Source organism: Streptomyces sp. TP-A0356, assembly GCF_001417775.1.
In the GTDB taxonomy this organism is placed as follows: domain Bacteria; phylum Actinomycetota; class Actinomycetes; order Streptomycetales; family Streptomycetaceae; genus Streptomyces.
Genome location: NZ_BBZJ01000013.1, coordinates 348,421 through 365,936, shown reverse-complemented (window position 1 = coordinate 365,936; position 17,516 = coordinate 348,421). Strand labels below are relative to the sequence as shown.

Here is a 17,516-nt window from a genome sequence, read left to right as displayed (position 1 = left end):
GCGGCCCCCGCCCGCCCCCATCCCGTCCATGGGTCGGCCCGTCAACTTCCGGGACCCGAGCGACCGTTGGCCCCTGTCCGTAAACGTCCGCCGTATCCGCCCCCAAGCGGAACCCGGCATTGACAGGTGACAGTTCCTGCTCAATCATCGGCGGAATCAAGCACGATTGTGCACAGGACAGGTGCCACCGCACTCCCCGACCCATGGCTCCCTCCGTCGAAGGACATGCGTCGTGCGCAGACCATCTCGCGGCCGCAGAGCGCTGCTCGCCGCCTTCTCCCTGACCCTGGCCCTCCCCGTCGCCCTCACCTCGCAGGCGCAGGCCGTTCCCACGCCCCGCGCCGTCGACGTCACCCCGTCCGCCGGGGGACTGACCCTGACCGTCCCGCCCTCGGGGAACGCCCCCGGCTACTCCCTCGATGTGACGACCCATCAGCTCTCGCTCGCCACCCGCCGAACGGGCGGCACCCGCGTCCTGGCCACCGCGGGCGGCGGCACCGGCGCCCTGCGCTTCCGCGCCGCCGGGACCTGGCAGCACGCCACCGAGGTCACCGGTTGGACCTGGAGGCACGGCGTCCTCGGTCTCACCGCCGAGACGACCGCACCCGGTGTCACCGTCGAGGCCCGCGTCACGCCGTCCGCGGACCGTTACCGACTCGACTGGAACGTCCAGGGAGCCGCCCCCGACCGCCTCGGGCTCGCCTACGACCTGAGGTCCGCCGGGCACTGGTACGGGCACGGCGAGGCCGAGACCCCGCGGGGCGGCCCCGGCACCGACCAGCCCTGGCCGCTCGACAGCGGAGAGGTCGTGCACCCGGCCTTCGGCCCGGCCTCCTACAGCATGATCGACCCCTTCTGGTACACGTCGAGCGCCGCCGGGCTGCGCGTGGAGACCGGGCACGTCATGGACGTGGCGATCAACCAGGGCAAGGACGGCCTCGGCCGCTTCGACGTCGAGTCCGCCGACCCCTACCGGGCGACCGTCTTCGTGGAGTCCACCCCGCTCGACGTCTACCGCGACTACGTCGGCATCGTGGGCAGACCGGCGAAGAGCGACGCCACGTACGCGCAGTACGCACGGCCCGCATGGAACTCCTGGGCACAGTTCTACACCCACGTCGACCAGGCGAAACTCCTCGAGTACGCGCGGAAGCTGCACGACAACGGCCTCGACGGGCACACCCTCCAGCTCGACGACAAGTGGGAGTCCCACTACGGGAACATGACCTTCGACCCGAAGGCCTACCCCGACCCCAAGGCCATGTCCCGGACGATCCACACGCTCGGCTTCGACTTCGGCCTCTGGGTCACCCTGTGGATCAACCTCGACTCCGACCAGTACACGTACGCGGCCGGTCACGGCTACCTGCTCAGGGACGCGGCCGACACCTCCAAGCCGTGCACCGTCAGCTGGTGGAACGGGACCGCCGGGATCGTCGACCTCGCCAACCCCGACGCCAGGGCCTGGTACACCGGTCGGCTCAGGACGCTGATGAGCGACTACGGAGTTGACGGACTGAAGTTCGACACCCGTTTCTTCGACGACAAGTGCGCCCCGCACGACGGCTACAAGCCCACCGACTACCAGCGGCTCGGCGCCGAACTCGCCGACGGATTCGACCTCCAGGGCGTCGGCATCCGGGTGCACTGGGAGACGACGGCACACCGCGCGGGCTTCGTCACCCGGCAGATCGACAAGGGCACCGACTGGGGGTCGCTGCGCGCCTCGGTGACCCAGAACCTGGCGATCTCCACGATCGGCTACCCCTTCGTCGCCACCGACATGATCGGCGGCTCCGGCGGCCGGCCCGCCCCTGGCAAGCGGGTGCTGGTGCGCTGGGCGCAGTCCGCCGCCCTTCAGCCGCTGATGTACTCCTCCACGTCACCCGTCGACACCATCGACGTGACGACCGGGCGGAAGGTCGTCTACGACAAGGAGACCACCGACCTCTACCGCGCCGCGATCAAGCAGCACGAACGCCTCGCGCCCTACCTCTGGGACCAGGTGCAGCAGACCTTGAGGACCGGCGACCCGATCATGCGGCCCCTCTTCTTCGACTTCCCTCAGGACCGGGCGGGTTACACCATCACCGACGAGTGGATGCTGGGCCCCGCGGTCCTCGCCGCCCCTCAGCTCGGCGACCGCGCGACCCGTACGGTCCATCTGCCGCCGGGCGAGTGGTACGACGTCCGCCACGGCACCGTCATCCGCGGGCCCAGGACCCTCACGGGCTACGGCACACCCCTCGGCGTCGCACCCGACTTCGTGAACGTCCGGGCCAAGGGTGCCGACAAGGCCCTGCGCGCCCTGCGGCCCTGAGCGCGGGTCCGGGTCCGGGTTCCGGGCCCAAGTCCGGGCCCAAGTCCGGGCCCGGGTTCGGTTCCGGGCCCGGGTTCGGTCAGAAGCCCAGCCGACGCAGCTGCTTGGGGTCCCGCTGCCAGTCCTTCGCCACCTTCACATGGAGGTCGAGGAACACCGGGGTCCCGAGCAGCGCCTCGATGTGCCGGCGGGACTTGATGCCGACCTCCTTCAGCCTCTTGCCCTTCGGCCCGATGATGATGCCCTTCTGACTGGGCCGCTCGATGTAGACGTTCGCGTGGATGTCGAGCAGCGGCTTGTCCGCCGGGCGGTCCTCGCGGGGCAGCATCTCCTCCACGACCACCGCGATCGAGTGCGGCAGTTCGTCCCGCACGCCCTCCAGCGCCGCCTCCCGGATCAGCTCCGCGACCATGACCTGCTCGGGCTCGTCCGTCAGGTCGCCCTCGGGGTAGAGCGCGGGTCCCTCGGGCAGCAGCGGGATCAGCAGATCCGCCAGCAGCTCCACCTGCTTGTCGCCGACCGCCGACACGGGGACGATCTCCGCCCACTCGATCCCGAGCTCCTTGCCCAGCTGGTCGATCGCGATCAGCTGCTCGGCCAGGGCCTTGGGGTCCACGAGGTCTGTCTTCGTGACGATCGCGACCTTCGGGGTCTTCCTGATCCCCGCCAGTTCCTTGGCGATGAATCGGTCACCGGGGCCGAGCTTCTGGTCAGCGGGCAGACAGAAGCCGATCACGTCGACCTCGGCCCAGGTCGTCCGTACCACGTCGTTCAGCCGCTCGCCCAGCAGCGTGCGCGGCTTGTGCAGACCGGGGGTGTCGACCAGGATCAGCTGCGCGTCCGGCCGGTGCACGATGCCCCGTACCGTGTGCCGCGTCGTCTGCGGCCGGTTCGAGGTGATCGCCACCTTCTGCCCGACCAGAGCGTTCGTGAGGGTGGACTTGCCCGCGTTGGGACGGCCGACGAAACAGGCGAAGCCCGCCCGGTGGGCGGCCTCGGTCGGCTCGGATGACTGCTTGCGAACGCTCATGGCGCCCATTCTCCCTGATTCACGGAGCCGCACCGAACGGCCGGATCCGGTGAGGTTCCGGAAACTCCGGCGCAACACGAAACGTCATGGAAACACACCCGTACGCGACAGGAAACGCACGGCGGTGACCCTCTGACGAGCCCCGTACCCCGAGGAGACCCTTCCGTGGAGACCGTGTTCCTGGCCGCCGGAAAGACCCCTGCCCTCGACACCGGCGACACCGCCTGGCTGCTCGCCGCCACCGCCCTCGTCCTGCTGATGACCCCGGGCCTCGCCCTCTTCTACGGCGGCATGGTCCGCACGAAGAGCGTCCTCAACATGCTGATGATGAGCTTCGTGTCGATCGCCCTGGTGACGGTGGTGTGGCTGGCCGTCGGGTACTCGCTCGCCTTCGGCGACGACAGCGCGGGCGGGCTGATCGGTGGTCTGAAGTACACCGGCATGGCGGGACTCGGCCCCGGCAGCCTGCACGGCACGGTCCCCACCGTCCTCTTCGCCACCTTCCAGCTCACCTTCGCGATCATCACGGCCGCCCTCGTCAGCGGCGCGGTCGCGGACCGCGCGAAGTTCGGGGCGTGGCTGGTCTTCGTGCCCGTGTGGGCGCTGCTCGTATACGTTCCGGTCACCCACTGGGTGTGGGGCCCGGGCGGCTGGATCCTCGCCCGCCTCGGCGCCCTGGACTTCGCGGGCGGCCTTCCCGTCGAGATCACCTCCGGCGCCTCCGGCCTCGCCCTGTGCCTGGTGCTCGGCCCGCGCCTGGGCTTCAAGAAGGACGCCATGCGTCCGCACAACCTGCCGATGGTGATGCTGGGGGCCGGTCTCCTCTGGTTCGGCTGGTTCGGCTTCAACGCCGGCTCGGCCCTCGGCGCCAACGGACTGGCCGCCGCGGCGTTCCTCAACACCCTGGCGGCCGGCTGCACCGGCCTGCTCGGCTGGCTCTTCGTCGAGCAGAAGCGCGACGGCCACCCCACCACGCTCGGCGCGGCCTCCGGCGCGGTCGCGGGCCTGGTCGCCATCACCCCGTCCTGCGGCACGGTGTCCCTGCTCGGCGCGCTGGTCGTGGGTCTGGCCGCCGGTGTCGTCTGCTCGTACGCCGTGAGCTGGAAGTTCAAACTGAACTACGACGACTCGCTCGACGTCGTCGGCGTCCACCTCGTGGGCGGCATCATCGGGACACTGCTGATCGGCGTCTTCGCGGTCAGGGAGATGACCGGCGGAAGCGAGGGCCTGCTGTACGGCGGCGGGCTCGCCCAGCTCGGCAAGCAGCTGGTGGCCGTGGCAGCCGTCGGCGCCTACGCGTTCGCCGTGACGTACGGCATCGGCAGGCTGATCGACAGGGTGATGGGCTTCCGCGCGAGCGAGGAGCAGGAGGACACCGGCCTGGACCTTACGGTGCACGCCGAGACCGCCTACGATCACGGAGTCCTGGGCCATGGCGCCCCGGTCGCCCACTCCGTCCCCGCCACCACGCAGAAGGTCACCTCCCAGGCATGAAGCTCATCACCGCGATCGTCAAGCCGTTCCGCCTCGACGCGGTCAAGACGGCGCTGCAGGAACTCGGCGTGCACGGCCTGACCGTGACCGAGGCGAGCGGCTACGGCCGCCAGCGCGGCCACACCGAGGTGTACCGCGGCGCCGAGTACCGGGTCGACCTCGTGCCCAAGGTCCGGATCGAGGTCGTGGTCGAGGACGCGGACGCCGACGCGGTGATCGACGCGGTGGTGAAGGCCGCGCAGACGGGGAAGATCGGCGACGGCAAGGTGTGGGCGGTGCCGGTGGAGACGGTCGTACGGGTACGAACGGGCGAGCGCGGCCCCGGCGCGCTCTGAGCAGCGGGGCCGCGCCCGTCTCGGTCACGAGTCAAGGGTCCCGAAGCGGCCGAAGTCGTGCGGAGCTCTCAGCCTGCCGTCAGCGTTGCGCGCACCGTGCCGTCCGGCCCGGCCACCAGTACCGGCGTCTGCGGCCCCCCGAGGTCCCGTACCGCCGCCCGGTCCTCCGCGGACGCGGACTCGGCCTCGGTGACCACCGCAGCCGCCTCCAGCGACTTCGCGCCCGAGGCCACCGCCATCGCCACCGCGGTCCGCAGTGCGCTGAGCTTCAGGGAGTCCAGGGACACGGTCCCGGCCACATACGTACGGCCCGTCTCGTCCCGCACGGCGGCCCCCTCGGGCACCCCGTTGCGGGCCCGAGCCGAACGGGCCAGGGTGACGATCTTGCGGTCCTCGGGGTCGAGCGCGTTGCTGTCGGTCATGCCCCGAGCATACGAAGTACCGTCACCGCCGCCGGGTCAGGGTCGGTCGAGACGGAGCCGGTCGGCCCGCGGCAGTCCGGCGACGACCAGGTCGTAGGAGTCCTCGATGAGCTCCCGGACCAGGCGGTCCGGGAGCGCGCCGTCGACCGTGACGGTGTTCCAGTGGCGCTTGTTCATGTGCCAGCCGGGGACGATGAGGCCCTCGTGGTCGTCCCGGAGCCGCGCCGCGTCCTCCGGGTCGCACTTGAGGTTCACCTTCAGTGGCCGGGCGCCCAGGTTCGTCAGGGCGAACAGCTTGCCGCCCACCTTGAAGACGGACGTCTCGGGGTTGAACGGGAAGTCCTCCACCGCGGCGTTGAAGGACAGGCAGAAGGCGCGCAGCTGCTGAGGGGTCACTGCGGTTTCGTCCCCTCCTGCGGGGCTTCGACGGGGCCCACCGGCTCCACCAGCACGGTCACGATCTTGTTCCGGCGGCCGGCCGAGGCCTCCGCGGTCAGCCGCAGCTCGCGCCCGTCGGGCAGCTCGACGACCGACGACGCTCCCGCGATCGGCACCCGGCCGAGCGCCTTCGCGAGCAGTCCGCCGACCGTCTCCACGTCCTCGTCGTCGTACGCCTCCAGCCCGTACAGGTCGCCGAGGTCGCCGATGTCGAGGCGGGCGGTGACCCGGTAGCGGTCCCCGCCCAGTTCCTCCACCGGCGGCAGTTCGCGGTCGTACTCGTCGGTGATCTCGCCGACGATCTCCTCCAGGATGTCCTCGATCGTGACGATCCCGGCCGTGCCGCCGTACTCGTCGATGACGACGGCGACGTGGTTGCGCTCCTTCTGCATCTCGCGCAGCAGGTCGCCCGCGTTCTTGGTGTCGGGCACGAAGGTCGCGGGCCGCATCGCGGTGGACACCAGCTCGTTCTCGGCGTCCCGGCTGATGTGCGTCTTGCGCGCCAGGTCCTTCAGATACACGATGCCGACGATGTCGTCCTCGCTCTCGCCGGTGACCGGGATGCGTGAGAAGCCGGACCTGAGCGCCAGGGTGAGCGCCTGGCGGATGGTCTTGTGGCGCTCGATGACCACCAGGTCCGTCCTCGGGACCATCACCTCGCGCACGAGAGTGTCGCCCAGCTCGAAGATCGAGTGCACCATGCGGCGCTCCTCGGCCTCGATGAGGGACTCCTTCTCCGCGAGGTCGACGAGGGCGCGCAGCTCCGCCTCGGAGGCGAAGGGGCCGTGGCGGAAGCCCTTGCCGGGAGTGAGGGCGTTGCCGAGGAGGATGAGGAGGGAGGGGATCGGCCCCATCACCCGGGCCAGGGGCACCAGGGCGTAGGCCGCCACCGTCGCCGTGGTCAGCGGGTGCTGGCGGCCGATGGTGCGCGGGGAGACGCCGACGGCGACGTACGACACCAGGACCATGACCGCGATGGCGACCACGAGGGCCTTGACGGTGCCGTGGATGCCCTTGAGACAGGCGTAGGTGACGAGCGCGGCGGCGGCCATCTCGCAGGCGACGCGGACGAGCAGGGCCACGTTGAGATAGCGCGTCGGGTCCGCGGCGACCTGGGCGAGCTTGGCGCTGCCGCGCCGGCCGCCGCGCACGGCCTCCTCGGCGCGGAAGCTGGAGACGCGCGCCAGGCCCGCCTCCGCGCAGGCGGCGAGCCAGGCGACGACGATCAGGGCGATCGCCCCGACGATCAGTTGCGGGCTCATGACACGGTCGGGGCCGGGGACGGGCCGGTCAGGCCCTTCTCCGCCCGCCAGCCGTCCACGATGGCGGCCTGGAGGCCGAACATCTCGGCCTTCTCGTCGGGCTCCTCGTGGTCGTAGCCGAGCAGGTGCAGCACGCCGTGGACGGTCAGGAGCTGCAGCTCCTCGTCCATGGAGTGCTGCGTGGGTGCCTCGGCGCCCTGCCGGGCGGCGACCTCCGGGCACAGCACGATGTCACCGAGCAGGCCCTGCGGCGGCTCGTCGTCGTCCTTCGACGGGGGCCGCAGCTCGTCCATCGGGAAGGACATGACATCCGTCGGGCCCGGCAGGTCCATCCACTGGATGTGCAGCTGCTCCATGGCGTCGGCGTCCACGACGATCACCGAGAGCTCGGAGAGCGGGTGGATGCGCATCCGCGCGAGTGCGTAGCGGGCGATGTCGAGGATCGCCTGCTCGTCGACCTCGGTGCCGGATTCGTTGTTGACGTCGATCGACATGGTGGTGCTGTCTACTTCCCCTTGTGCGCGTGTCCGGCCTTGCCCCGGGCCCTCTGCGTGCCGTTCTCGGTGCCGTACTTGCTGTCGTACTTCTCGTAGGCGTCGACGATACGGCCGACGAGCTTGTGCCGTACGACATCGTGGGACGACAGCCGGGAGAAGTGGACGTCCTCGACGCCTTCCAGGATCTCCTGGACCTGGCGCAGGCCGGACTTCTGGCCGTTGGGCAGGTCCACCTGGGTCACGTCACCCGTGATCACGATCTTCGAGTCGAAGCCGAGGCGGGTGAGGAACATCTTCATCTGCTCGGGGCTCGTGTTCTGGGCCTCGTCGAGGATGATGAAGGCGTCGTTGAGCGTACGGCCGCGCATATAGGCGAGCGGGGCGACCTCTATCGTCCCGGCGGCCATGAGCCGCGGGATCGAGTCGGGGTCGAGCATGTCGTGCAGCGCGTCGTACAGCGGGCGCAGGTAGGGGTCGATCTTCTCGTACAGCGTGCCGGGCAGGAAGCCGAGGCGCTCGCCCGCCTCGACGGCCGGGCGGGTCAGGATGATGCGGTTGACCTGCTTGGACTGCAGCGCCTGCACGGCCTTGGCCATGGCGAGATAGGTCTTGCCGGTACCCGCGGGGCCGATGCCGAACACGATGGTGTGCTTGTCGATCGCGTCCACGTAGCGCTTCTGGTTGAGCGTCTTGGGGCGGATCGTCCGGCCGCGCGAGGACAGGATGTTCTGCGTGAGGACCTGGGCCGGCGTCTCCTCGGGACCCTCCCCGCCCTCGCTCGCCCGGAGCATGGCGATCGAGCGTTCCACTGCGTCCTCCGTCATCGGCTGTCCGGTGCGGAGCACCAGCATCATCTCGTCGAACAGTCGCTGGATCAGGGCTACTTCCCGGGGGCCGCCGACCGCGCTGATCTCATTGCCCCGGACATGGATGTCGGCCGCCGGGAAAGCCTTCTCTATCACGCGCAGGAGGGAGTCTCCGGACCCCAGCACGGTCACCATGGGGTGCTGGGCGGGGACGGTGAACTGCGCTCGTGCCTGTCCCTCCGCGGGGCTGTGCGCTGTGGGTGTCTGAGTCATGGGCCGGCTCTGTAGGCCTGCGATTCCTCCTCCGTAGGGCCGCGCAGCTGAGAGCGGCCTCGCGGTTTCAAGGGTACGACGAGGGGCTGACAGAGCCGTAGGGCTTTTCACCGTGCACTTGTACGACCTCCCCGCGCCGGCGCGACCTCCCGGGGCCTGCGCAGGCCCCGGCGGTGGCCGCACGTCCGGCCCGGGGTGTGGACCGGTCACTCCACGCCCCGGATCCGCCCCACCAGCACCGCCCCCGCCAGGCCGATCACCGCGGCCACCAGGTACAGCACGCGGTAGCCGCCCAGATGGGTCACGATCGGGGCGGCCAGGGCCGGCGCCGTGACCTGGGGGAGGGCATTGGCGACGTTGATGACCCCCAGGTCCTTCCCGCGGTCCAGCGCCTTCGGCAGCACGTCCGTCATCAGGGCGAAGTCGACCGAGGTGAAGACCCCGAAGCCCACGCCCAGCACCGCCGCCGCCAGGATCGCGCCGGGCCAGGTCTGCCATGCCGACAGGGCCGCCGTCGCCGCCGCCATCAGCACCCCCGACCAGAGCACGAACGGTTTGCGGCGGCCCACCCGGTCCGACCAGGCGCCGCCGACGACGACCGTGGCGAGGAGCGTCACGCCGTTGACCGCGGTGAGGACCAGCACGCCCTGCTCGGGATCGTGGTGGAGGACGCGGTCGCGCAGGTAGTACAGCAGGTACAGCAGCACCAGCGAGTTGCTGAGGTTGATCAGGAAGCGGGTCAGCCACGCCCAGCCCAGATCGGGATGGCGGCGCGGGCTCAGCCAGAACCCGGCGAGGAAGGCCCGCCAGGACCAGAGCGGCCGGGCCGGCACCGGCAGCCGCAGGTCCTCGTACGCCAGGACGTACGGCAGCACGCCCACCACCGTGAACACCGCGCACGCCGCATAGCCCGCCCCGACGCCCCCGGCCGCCGTGGCCAGGCCCGTCCCGCCGACCACGCCCAGGATCTGCGCCGCGCCCAGGCAGCCGCCCACCGAGCCCCGCTGCCCCCGCGGCACCCGGTCCGGCACCGCCGCCGTCACCGCGGCGAAGGCCGCGTTCAGCGTCAGCTGCACCAGGCACCAGCCCAGCGCCATGGTCCACGGGCCGCCCGCCCCGGCCAGCAGGAGGAGTGACAGCGCCCCGCCCGCCGTTCCCGCCACGATCCACGGTGTACGGCGGCCCCGGCGCGCCGTCGTACGGTCCGAGAGCGCGCCGAAGAGCGGGTTCGCGACCAGCGACACCACCGCGCCCGCGCCCGTGACCCAGGCCAGCATCGTCTCCTTGGACATCCCCGAGCCGGGCGCGAAGTCCTTCGCCTGCGAGGCGAGCAGGATCTGCAGCGGGCCGTACCAGCCCACCCAGATCGCCCCGTTGGCGAGCGAGAGGGCCGAGGTCCAGCCCCGGCCGACGCGTTCGACGGGCTCGGCGAGGGCCTCCGAGGGCCGCGGCAGCGGAGGGTCGGCCGCCGTCATCTCTGCGCCCGCAGCACGTCCCGCAGCCATGCGTACGACGCCTTCGGGGTCCGCTCCAGCGTGTCGTGGTCGATGTGCACGAGCCCGAAGCGGCGCGCGTACCCCTCTGCCCACTCGAAGTTGTCGAGGAGCGACCACACGAAGTAGCCGCGCACGTCGACGCCCGCCGCCACCGCCCGGTGCAGCGCCCGGATGTGGCCGTCGAGGTAGGCGATCCGGTCCTGGTCGTCGAGCCCCTCGTAGGAGCAGCCGTTCTCGGTGATCACGACCGGCGGGAGCCGGTCGCCGTACCGTTCGCGGAAGCCGGTCAGCAGCTCGGTCAGGGCCTCCGGCACCACCGGCCAGCCGAAGTCCGTCACCGGACGGTCCTCGATCTGCCGTACGGAGAAGGGCAGGTCCGCGGGCATGGTGATGCCGCCGAACTCGATCTCACTGCCCTGCGGTGCCCCCACCCTCGTCGGCGCGTAGTAGTTGATGCCGTACCAGTCGATCGGCTCCGCGATCACCTTGAGGTCGGACTCGATGTCCTCGGCGGCACCCGGCATCAGCTCGCCGATGCCTTCCGGGTAGTGGCCGAGGATCAGCGGCTCCGCGAACAGCCGGTTCAGCAGGATGTCGTAGAAGTCCGCCGCCTCCACGTCCTGCGGCCTCCGGGACGCCGGCCACGTCGGCCCGTGCGAGTTGGCGATCCCGATGTCACCGGCCCCGGCCGCGCGCAGCGCCCGTACGGCCAGACCGTGGGCCAGCAGCTGGTGGTGGGCCACCGGCAGCGCGTCGAACATCAGCCGTCCGCCCGGGGCGTGGACGCCGAGCGCATGGCCCAGCAGGGTGTGCTCGGCGGGCTCGTTGAGAGTGATCCACTTGGCGACGCGGTCACCGAGGCGCCCGGCGACGACCGACACGTACTCGGCGAACCGGGTCGCCGTGTCCCGCTCCAGCCAGTCCAGCCCGACCGGCAGGTCCCAGTGGAAGAGCGTCGCGACCGGCCGTACGCCCGCCGCGCACAGCTCGTCGACCAGGCGGTCGTAGAAGTCGAGGCCGCGGGTGGAGTTCACCCGGGGCCAGGAGACCGAGAAGCGGTACGCGTCCACGCCGAGGCCGGCCAGGAGCGCCACGTCCTCGCGGTAGCGGTGGTAGTGGTCGCAGGCCACCACGGCCGTCGAGCCGTCCTTCACCCGGCCCGGCTCGGCGGTGAACGCGTCCCACACGGAGGGTTCGCGCTCGTCGGCCGCCCCCTCGATCTGATGGGCCGAGGTCGACACGCCCCACAGGAAGCCGGCCGGGAACTGAGGTATCGGGTTCGTCGCCATGCGCCGGATCATCCTTACCGCCGGTAACGGAAGTCAACGGGCAGGCGCGAACTGCCCGTTGCGGCGCGGGAGGGCGGAAGGGCCCGGCTCCGGGAGGCGCTCAGGCTCCTTCCTTCAGCACTCTGGAGACCAGCATCCGCTGCTCCTCGGTCAGCCAGGGGTCCGCGCAGTACACGGTCCTGCCGTCCACGGAGATCTCGTAGCTGAAGCCGTCCGGCACACCCGCGGGCGGCGCGCCCCGGCCGGCGGCGAGTGCCCGCTCGGCAAGTGCGCGCCACTCCTGGGCGTCGGCCCGGCCCGAGGTCTCCACCTCGGCCCGGCGCTCGATGCCCGCGAACCCGCCCGTGCGCCTCACCCGAATACGCATGGGACCTGTCTAGTACGAGGGCGGCCCCCGGGGCTACGAGGTCGGCACCCCGACCTGCTCCCAGGCCTTGAGGACGGCGTCCCGCTCCTGGTGCCCGTCGTAGCGGGACCCGGCCGCCGCCACCGTCAGCTTCGCGAAGTCCGCGAAGGTCGCCTGCGGCTGCAGCCGCCCGCCGGTCAGCACGTCGTACCAGATCTGCCCGGCCCGCTCCCAGGCGTGCCCGCCGAGCGCGGTGGCGACCAGGTAGAACGCGTGGTTGGGGATGCCGGAGTTGATGTGCACGCCGCCGTTGTCCTGGCTCGTGCGCACATAGCCGTCCATGGTTCCCGGCTGCGGGTCCTTGCCGAGCACGTCGTCGTCGTACGCGCTGCCCGGCTGCTTCATCGAGCGCAGTGCCGTGCCGGTGACCCGCGGGGCGAGCAGCCCCGCGCCGATCAGCCAGTCGGCCTCGGTGGCGGTCTGGCCGAGCGCGTACTGCTTGATCAGCGAGCCGAAGACGTCCGAGACCGACTCGTTGAGGGCGCCGGACTGGCCGAAGTAGGCCAGGTTCGCCGTGTACTGGGTGACGCCGTGGGTGAGTTCGTGGCCGATGACGTCGACCGGGATGGTGAAGTCGAGGAAGATCTGGTCGTCCCCGTCGCCGAACACCATCTGCTCGCCGTTCCAGAAGGCGTTGTCGTAGTGCTCGCCGAAGTGCACGCTCGCGTCCAGCGGCAGCCCCTTGCCGTCGATGGAGTCGCGGCCGTACGCCTTCCGATACAGCTCGAAGGTGGCGCCGAGGCCCGCGTACGCCCGGTTGACCGTGGCGTCCCTGCCGGGACCGTCGCCCTCGCCGCGGACCTTGGTGCCGGGCAGGCTCTGCTGGTGCCCGGCGTCGTAGATGGTGCGGTGCGGCTGGTCGGCTGCGTCCCTGGGCGGTGTCGCCGTGGGAGCGCCGATGACCGTGGTCAGCCGGCGGCGGGTGCGCTCCAGGGCGTCGCGCTCCAGGGTGCGGCGCGCGGGAGTGGCGAGCGCGGTGTCCTCGTGCTGGGCGAGCTTGTCGAGGACATGCGGTGGCACGATGGTGCAGAAGACGGGCTCGTGGCCCCCGTTGCTGGTCATGACCGGCACCATTGCACTGCGTCACGAATCTGTCACTAGCTGCAATCATGATTGGTGAAATGCGGCGGGAGGGAGTCGTGGGTTCCGCGAGGAAGTGATATGAGGGCCTCCGGGCGTTTCCAAACGCCATGTGAGCTGAAGAACTCTTTGCCCAGAATGTCACCCCGGTCCCGCATACTGATACGGGCTCTCGCACCCGGCGTGGCTCGGCTAGCATGCGGAGCATCATGCGTTTCGGGCTGCTCCTCCTTAGCTGCCGCGGCGAGGGCCTGTAGTCGAGGCCGACCCCCTCCCCGCGGAGCTCGGCGTTGCGTCGTCGGCCGTCCTTCCGGACATCCTGAGGAGCCCACGCGATCATGGCGAACCGCCAGCAGCCCACGTCCATGCCGATCCACAAGTACCGCCCGTACGAGCAGGTCGACATCCCCGACCGCACCTGGCCGAACCAGCGGATCACCCAGGCCCCGCGCTGGCTCTCCACGGATCTGCGGGACGGCAACCAGTCACTGATCGACCCGATGTCGCCGGCGCGCAAGCGCGCGATGTTCGACCTGCTGGTGAAGATGGGCTACAAGGAGATCGAGATCGGCTTCCCGGCCTCCGGCCAGACCGACTTCGACTTCGTGCGCTCGATCATCGAGGAAGAGGGCGCGATCCCCGACGACGTGACGATCTCCGTGCTGACCCAGGCCCGCGAGGACCTGATCGAGCGGACCGTCGAGTCCCTGAAGGGCGCCAGGCGCGCGAACGTCCACCTCTACAACGCCACGGCCCCGGTCTTCCGCCGGGTCGTCTTCCGCGGCTCCAAGGACGAGATCAAGCAGATCGCCGTGGACGGCACGCGGCTGGTGGTGGAGTACGCGGAGAAGCTGCTGGGCCCCGAGACCGAGTTCGGCTACCAGTACAGCCCCGAGATCTTCACCGACACCGAGCTGGAGTTCGCGCTGGAGGTCTGCGAGGCGGTCATGGACGTCTGGCAGCCCGGCCCGGGCCGCGAGATCATCCTCAACCTGCCCGCCACCGTGGAGCGTTCGACACCCTCCACGCACGCGGACCGCTTCGAGTGGATGCACCGCAACCTCTCCCGGCGTGAGTACGTCTGTCTGTCGGCCCACCCGCACAACGACCGCGGCACGGCCGTCGCCGCCGCGGAGCTGGCCGTGATGGCCGGCGCCGACCGTGTCGAGGGCTGTCTGTTCGGCCAGGGCGAGCGCACGGGCAACGTGGACCTGGTGACGCTGGGCATGAACCTCTTCTCCCAGGGCGTCGATCCGCAGATCGACTTCTCCCACATCGACGAGATCCGCCGTACGTGGGAGTACTGCAACCAGATGGAGGTCCACCCCCGTCACCCGTACATCGGCGACCTCGTCTACACCTCCTTCTCCGGCTCCCACCAGGACGCCATCAAGAAGGGCTTCGACGCCATGGAGGCCGACGCGGCGGCCCACGGCAAGACGGTCGACGACATCGAGTGGGCGGTGCCGTACCTGCCGATCGACCCCAAGGACGTCGGCCGCTCCTACGAGGCGGTCATCCGTGTCAACTCGCAGTCCGGCAAGGGCGGCATCGCGTACGTCCTAAAGAACGACCACAAGCTGGACCTGCCGCGCCGGATGCAGATCGAGTTCTCGAAGATCATCCAGGCCAAGACGGACGCCGAGGGCGGCGAGGTCACGCCGACGGAGATCTGGAGCGTCTTCCAGGACGAGTACCTGCCGAACCCGGACAACCCGTGGGGCCGCATCCAGGTCAGGGCGGGCCAGACGACCACCGACAAGGACGGCGTCGACACCCTGACGGTCGAGGCCACGGTCGACGGCGAGGACACGGCCCTGACCGGCACCGGCAACGGACCGATCTCGGCGTTCTTCGACGCCCTGCAGTCCATCGGGATCGACGTACGCCTGCTGGACTACCAGGAGCACACGATGAGCGAGGGCGCCTCCGCGCAGGCCGCCTCGTACATCGAATGTGCGATCGACGGGAAGGTCCTGTGGGGGATCGGCATCGACGCGAATACGACACGTGCCTCTCTGAAGGCGGTCGTCTCCGCGGTCAACCGTTCCGCCCGCTGACCGTCTGACCGGCACGTTCACGGCCCCGTCCGCCCTTGGAGGCGGACGGGGCCGCGTCATGGACCGGCCATTTCGGCCGAAGATCACGGAGAGGTCTCGTCCGGGGTACTGACTCCGCATCAACAATGTGGCTAACATCACGCAAGCAGCGGCGATGTTGCCGCGGCGTGAGGAGGTGCGACGTGCTGCCAGGACGGGGACACAACGGCCGAGGAGTCCGCAAGGGCCGTGTATCGCAGGTCCTGGGCATCCGTACCGCGTGGACCGCCGTCGCCGACGGCGAGTTCTTCTGCCCCGGTTGCGGGGGCGACCGCAACTACCAGCGCCTGACCGGACGCCGCCGCCTCACCCTCGTCGGCGTCCCCCTCCTCGCGCGCGGCGAGACGGGCCCGGTCGTGGAATGCGCGGCCTGCCGCCACCACTACGGCACCGATGTCCTCGACCACCCCACCACCACCCGCTTCTCGGCGATGCTGCGCGACGCGGTCCACACGGTGGCCCTCGCGGTCCTCGCCGCGGGCGGCACCTGCTCCCGTACGTCCCTGGAGACGGCCGCCGCCACCGTCCGCTCCGCCGGCTTCGACGACTGCACGGGGGACGGGCTCAGCGCCCTGGTCGATGCGCTGGCCGCCGACACCGGACGCGTCTGCGGCGAACCCGGCGGCGCCAGCCTGGCCATAGAGCTCCACGAGGCCCTGGACCCCCTGGCGCCCCACCTCGCCCCCACGGGCCGTGAGTCGATCCTCCTCCAGGGCGCCCGCATCGCCCTGGCCGACGGCCCGTACACGCCCGCGGAACGCGACGTCCTGGCCACGGTGGGCGCGGCCCTGACCATCTGCTCGGACGACGTGACCCGGCTGCTGGCGGCGGCGCGCACGCCGTCGTAGTCACCCACACCGGTGAGGCGTTGGTGGCCCAGGGGTCAGCAGCGGCAGCAGTGGGGAGCATGTGACCGTCAACGGTCACCGTCCCACGAGGGACGAAACCCCATCAGGGAGAGGGATGACACCCCTGAGCCGTGCCCTCCTCGCCACCGCCGTGCTCCTCGCCCCGCTCGCGGTCACCACGCCCGCCGCCGCGTCCCCCGGCTGCACCTCCTCCGTGCCCTACACCGCCGGCCGGGACGGGTACGCCGCCTACCGGATCCCGGCCACGGTCACGACCAGGACGGGGACCGTGCTCGCCTTCGCGGAGGGGCGGCGGCGCGGCACGGGCGACACCGGGGACATCGACGTCGTGCTCAGACGCTCCTTCGACGGCGGTTGCACCTGGGACCCGCTGACGGTCGTCGCGGCGGGCAAGGGGGACACCCGGGGCAACCCGGCGCCCGTGGTGGACCCGCGGACCGGGCGGATCGTCCTGGTCACCTCCTACAACAGCGGTGCAGTGACCGAGGCGCAGATCATGCGCGGTGAGGTGACCCCCGCGCAGGGGCGTCGCGTCTTCGTGCAGACGAGCGGTGACGAGGGGCGGCACTTCACGGCCCCCCGGGAGATCACGGCGCGGGTGAAGCGCCCGGACTGGCGCTGGTACGCCACGGGTCCGGGCCATGCGGTCGCCCTCACCCGCGGGCCGCACGCCGGCCGCCTCGTCGTTCCCGCCAACCACTCCGCCGCGCCGCCCAAGGGCTCGTCCGACACCGGGCGGGAGGCCAAGTACTACGGCGGGCACGCGATCTACTCGGACGACGGCGGCCGGACCTGGCACCTCGGCTTCGTCGACGGCGCCTACGACGGACACGCCAACGCCAACGAGTCCAGTGCCGCCCAACTCCCCGACGGAACGCTCTACTTCAACGCCCGCAACCAGAACGGCACGAACCCGGGCCACCGCCTCGACAGCTACTCCGGCGACGGCGGCGAGACCCTGGACCGCCCGTACGCCGTGCAGCACACCCTGGACGACGTCCCGGTCGTCCAGGGCAGCGTCCTCCAACTCCACGGCCGCCACGCACCCTTGCTCTTCTCCGGGCCCTCCGTCCCCACCGCGCGCCGGGCGATGGCGATCTGGCGCAGCACGGACCGGGGGGCGACCTTCACCAAGGCGCTGACCCTGTCCCGGCAGCGGGCGGCCTACAGCGACGTGGTGCAGCTCGCCGACGGCCGGATCGGCGTCCTCTACGAGACCGGCACCACCGGGACGTACGACAGGATCGAGTTCCGCCGGATCCCGCTCCCGGACGTCGAGTGAGGGCTGGTGAATGCACCTAGTGCTGTGGCCGGAAAGGTTTGCCGGGAAGCTCGCGGCGTCCGGTGCGGTGCATCGCAAGGCTGAGCGTCGCCCGCGTACTGGATGTACTCGGGCGATG

At 70.7% G+C, this 17,516-nt stretch carries 16 protein-coding genes; 6 read left to right on the top strand and 10 right to left on the bottom strand.

The window, feature by feature from the left end; all coding sequences use genetic code 11:
• The first annotated feature begins 232 nt into the window (after positions 1-232).
• Positions 233-2,320 carry a glycoside hydrolase family 31 protein gene (locus ASC56_RS04975; RefSeq protein WP_055489947.1) on the top strand — a complete coding sequence of 696 codons (2,088 nt, stop codon included), beginning with the start codon at positions 233-235 and terminating at the stop codon, positions 2,318-2,320.
• A 79-nt stretch (positions 2,321-2,399) separates the two neighbouring features.
• Here the strand turns inward: ASC56_RS04975 and era are convergent, their stop codons facing one another.
• Positions 2,400-3,359, bottom strand: a complete 960-nt coding sequence (gene era, locus ASC56_RS04970) for a GTPase Era (RefSeq protein WP_079102293.1) — start codon at positions 3,357-3,359, stop codon at positions 2,400-2,402.
• Positions 3,360-3,515: 156 nt separating this feature from the next.
• Here era and ASC56_RS04965 point away from each other — a divergent pair, with 156 nt between their 5' ends.
• Positions 3,516-4,844 (top strand): ammonium transporter, encoded by a 1,329-nt coding sequence (locus ASC56_RS04965; protein WP_305793664.1) that lies wholly within the window; start codon positions 3,516-3,518, stop codon positions 4,842-4,844.
• Positions 4,841-5,179 (top strand): P-II family nitrogen regulator, encoded by a 339-nt coding sequence (locus ASC56_RS04960; RefSeq protein ID WP_055489945.1) that lies wholly within the window; start codon positions 4,841-4,843, stop codon positions 5,177-5,179. Before ASC56_RS04965 ends, ASC56_RS04960 begins: the two co-directional genes overlap by 4 nt.
• A gap of 68 nt (positions 5,180-5,247) precedes the next feature.
• Here the strand turns inward: ASC56_RS04960 and ASC56_RS04955 are convergent, their stop codons facing one another.
• From ASC56_RS04955 to ASC56_RS04915, 9 genes are all read right to left on the bottom strand, one after another.
• The gene (locus tag ASC56_RS04955; protein WP_055489944.1) at positions 5,248-5,601 is read right to left on the bottom strand and encodes a hypothetical protein; all 354 of its coding nucleotides are present in this window, start codon (positions 5,599-5,601) and stop codon (positions 5,248-5,250) included.
• 36 nt (positions 5,602-5,637) lie between these two features.
• Positions 5,638-5,997, bottom strand: a complete 360-nt coding sequence (locus ASC56_RS04950; RefSeq protein ID WP_055489943.1) for an MmcQ/YjbR family DNA-binding protein — start codon at positions 5,995-5,997, stop codon at positions 5,638-5,640.
• A complete protein-coding gene (locus ASC56_RS04945; RefSeq protein ID WP_055489942.1) occupies positions 5,994-7,301 on the bottom strand; it encodes a hemolysin family protein in 1,308 nt (435 codons plus the stop codon). The genes ASC56_RS04950 and ASC56_RS04945 overlap by 4 nt, the downstream gene beginning before the upstream one ends.
• Positions 7,298-7,795 (bottom strand): rRNA maturation RNase YbeY, encoded by a 498-nt coding sequence (gene ybeY / locus ASC56_RS04940; protein WP_055489941.1) that lies wholly within the window; start codon positions 7,793-7,795, stop codon positions 7,298-7,300. The genes ASC56_RS04945 and ybeY overlap by 4 nt, the downstream gene beginning before the upstream one ends.
• Positions 7,796-7,806: 11 nt before the next feature.
• Positions 7,807-8,877: a PhoH family protein gene (locus ASC56_RS04935; protein ID WP_079102292.1), complete on the bottom strand. Its 1,071-nt coding sequence runs from the start codon at positions 8,875-8,877 to the stop codon at positions 7,807-7,809.
• Positions 8,878-9,083: 206 nt separating this feature from the next.
• Positions 9,084-10,352: an MFS transporter gene (locus tag ASC56_RS04930; RefSeq protein ID WP_055489939.1), complete on the bottom strand. Its 1,269-nt coding sequence runs from the start codon at positions 10,350-10,352 to the stop codon at positions 9,084-9,086.
• Complete coding sequence (locus tag ASC56_RS04925; RefSeq protein WP_371330033.1) at positions 10,349-11,674, bottom strand: GH1 family beta-glucosidase; 1,326 nt, start codon at positions 11,672-11,674, stop codon at positions 10,349-10,351. Before ASC56_RS04925 ends, ASC56_RS04930 begins: the two co-directional genes overlap by 4 nt.
• 88 nt (positions 11,675-11,762) lie before the next feature.
• Entirely contained in the window at positions 11,763-12,029 is a 267-nt protein-coding gene (locus ASC56_RS04920) for a protealysin inhibitor emfourin (RefSeq protein ID WP_055489937.1), read from the bottom strand.
• A 33-nt stretch (positions 12,030-12,062) separates the two neighbouring features.
• On the bottom strand, positions 12,063-13,130 hold the full coding sequence (locus tag ASC56_RS04915; RefSeq protein WP_055490175.1) for a M4 family metallopeptidase: 1,068 nt from the start codon (positions 13,128-13,130) through the stop codon (positions 12,063-12,065).
• Positions 13,131-13,486: 356 nt separating this feature from the next.
• Between ASC56_RS04915 and leuA the strand changes: the two genes are divergently transcribed.
• The 3 genes from leuA (at position 13,487) to ASC56_RS04900 (ending at position 17,398) form a co-directional block, all read left to right on the top strand.
• The gene (gene leuA / locus ASC56_RS04910) at positions 13,487-15,208 is read left to right on the top strand and encodes a 2-isopropylmalate synthase (protein ID WP_055489936.1); all 1,722 of its coding nucleotides are present in this window, start codon (positions 13,487-13,489) and stop codon (positions 15,206-15,208) included.
• Between the two features lie 182 nt (positions 15,209-15,390).
• Positions 15,391-16,095: a TerB family tellurite resistance protein gene (locus tag ASC56_RS04905; RefSeq protein WP_055489935.1), complete on the top strand. Its 705-nt coding sequence runs from the start codon at positions 15,391-15,393 to the stop codon at positions 16,093-16,095.
• 115 nt (positions 16,096-16,210) lie between these two features.
• Entirely contained in the window at positions 16,211-17,398 is a 1,188-nt protein-coding gene (locus tag ASC56_RS04900) for an exo-alpha-sialidase (RefSeq protein ID WP_055489934.1), read from the top strand.
• Positions 17,399-17,516 lie beyond the last annotated feature (118 nt).

What these genes read in the sequence shown, in the direction of transcription:
- era (WP_079102293.1), bottom strand. Translation starts at nt 3,359, where the DNA reads ATGGGCGCCATGAGCGTTCGCAAGCAGTCATCCGAGCCGACCGAGGCC.
- ASC56_RS04960 (WP_055489945.1), top strand. Translation starts at nt 4,841, where the DNA reads ATGAAGCTCATCACCGCGATCGTCAAGCCGTTCCGCCTCGACGCGGTC.
- ASC56_RS04955 (WP_055489944.1), bottom strand. Translation starts at nt 5,601, where the DNA reads ATGACCGACAGCAACGCGCTCGACCCCGAGGACCGCAAGATCGTCACC.
- ASC56_RS04945 (WP_055489942.1), bottom strand. Translation starts at nt 7,301, where the DNA reads ATGAGCCCGCAACTGATCGTCGGGGCGATCGCCCTGATCGTCGTCGCC.
- ybeY (WP_055489941.1), bottom strand. Translation starts at nt 7,795, where the DNA reads ATGTCGATCGACGTCAACAACGAATCCGGCACCGAGGTCGACGAGCAG.
- ASC56_RS04935 (WP_079102292.1), bottom strand. Translation starts at nt 8,877, where the DNA reads ATGACTCAGACACCCACAGCGCACAGCCCCGCGGAGGGACAGGCACGA.
- ASC56_RS04930 (WP_055489939.1), bottom strand. Translation starts at nt 10,352, where the DNA reads ATGACGGCGGCCGACCCTCCGCTGCCGCGGCCCTCGGAGGCCCTCGCC.
- ASC56_RS04925 (WP_371330033.1), bottom strand. Translation starts at nt 11,674, where the DNA reads ATGATCCGGCGCATGGCGACGAACCCGATACCTCAGTTCCCGGCCGGC.
- ASC56_RS04920 (WP_055489937.1), bottom strand. Translation starts at nt 12,029, where the DNA reads ATGCGTATTCGGGTGAGGCGCACGGGCGGGTTCGCGGGCATCGAGCGC.
- ASC56_RS04915 (WP_055490175.1), bottom strand. Translation starts at nt 13,130, where the DNA reads ATGACCAGCAACGGGGGCCACGAGCCCGTCTTCTGCACCATCGTGCCA.
- leuA (WP_055489936.1), top strand. Translation starts at nt 13,487, where the DNA reads ATGGCGAACCGCCAGCAGCCCACGTCCATGCCGATCCACAAGTACCGC.
- ASC56_RS04900 (WP_055489934.1), top strand. Translation starts at nt 16,211, where the DNA reads ATGACACCCCTGAGCCGTGCCCTCCTCGCCACCGCCGTGCTCCTCGCC.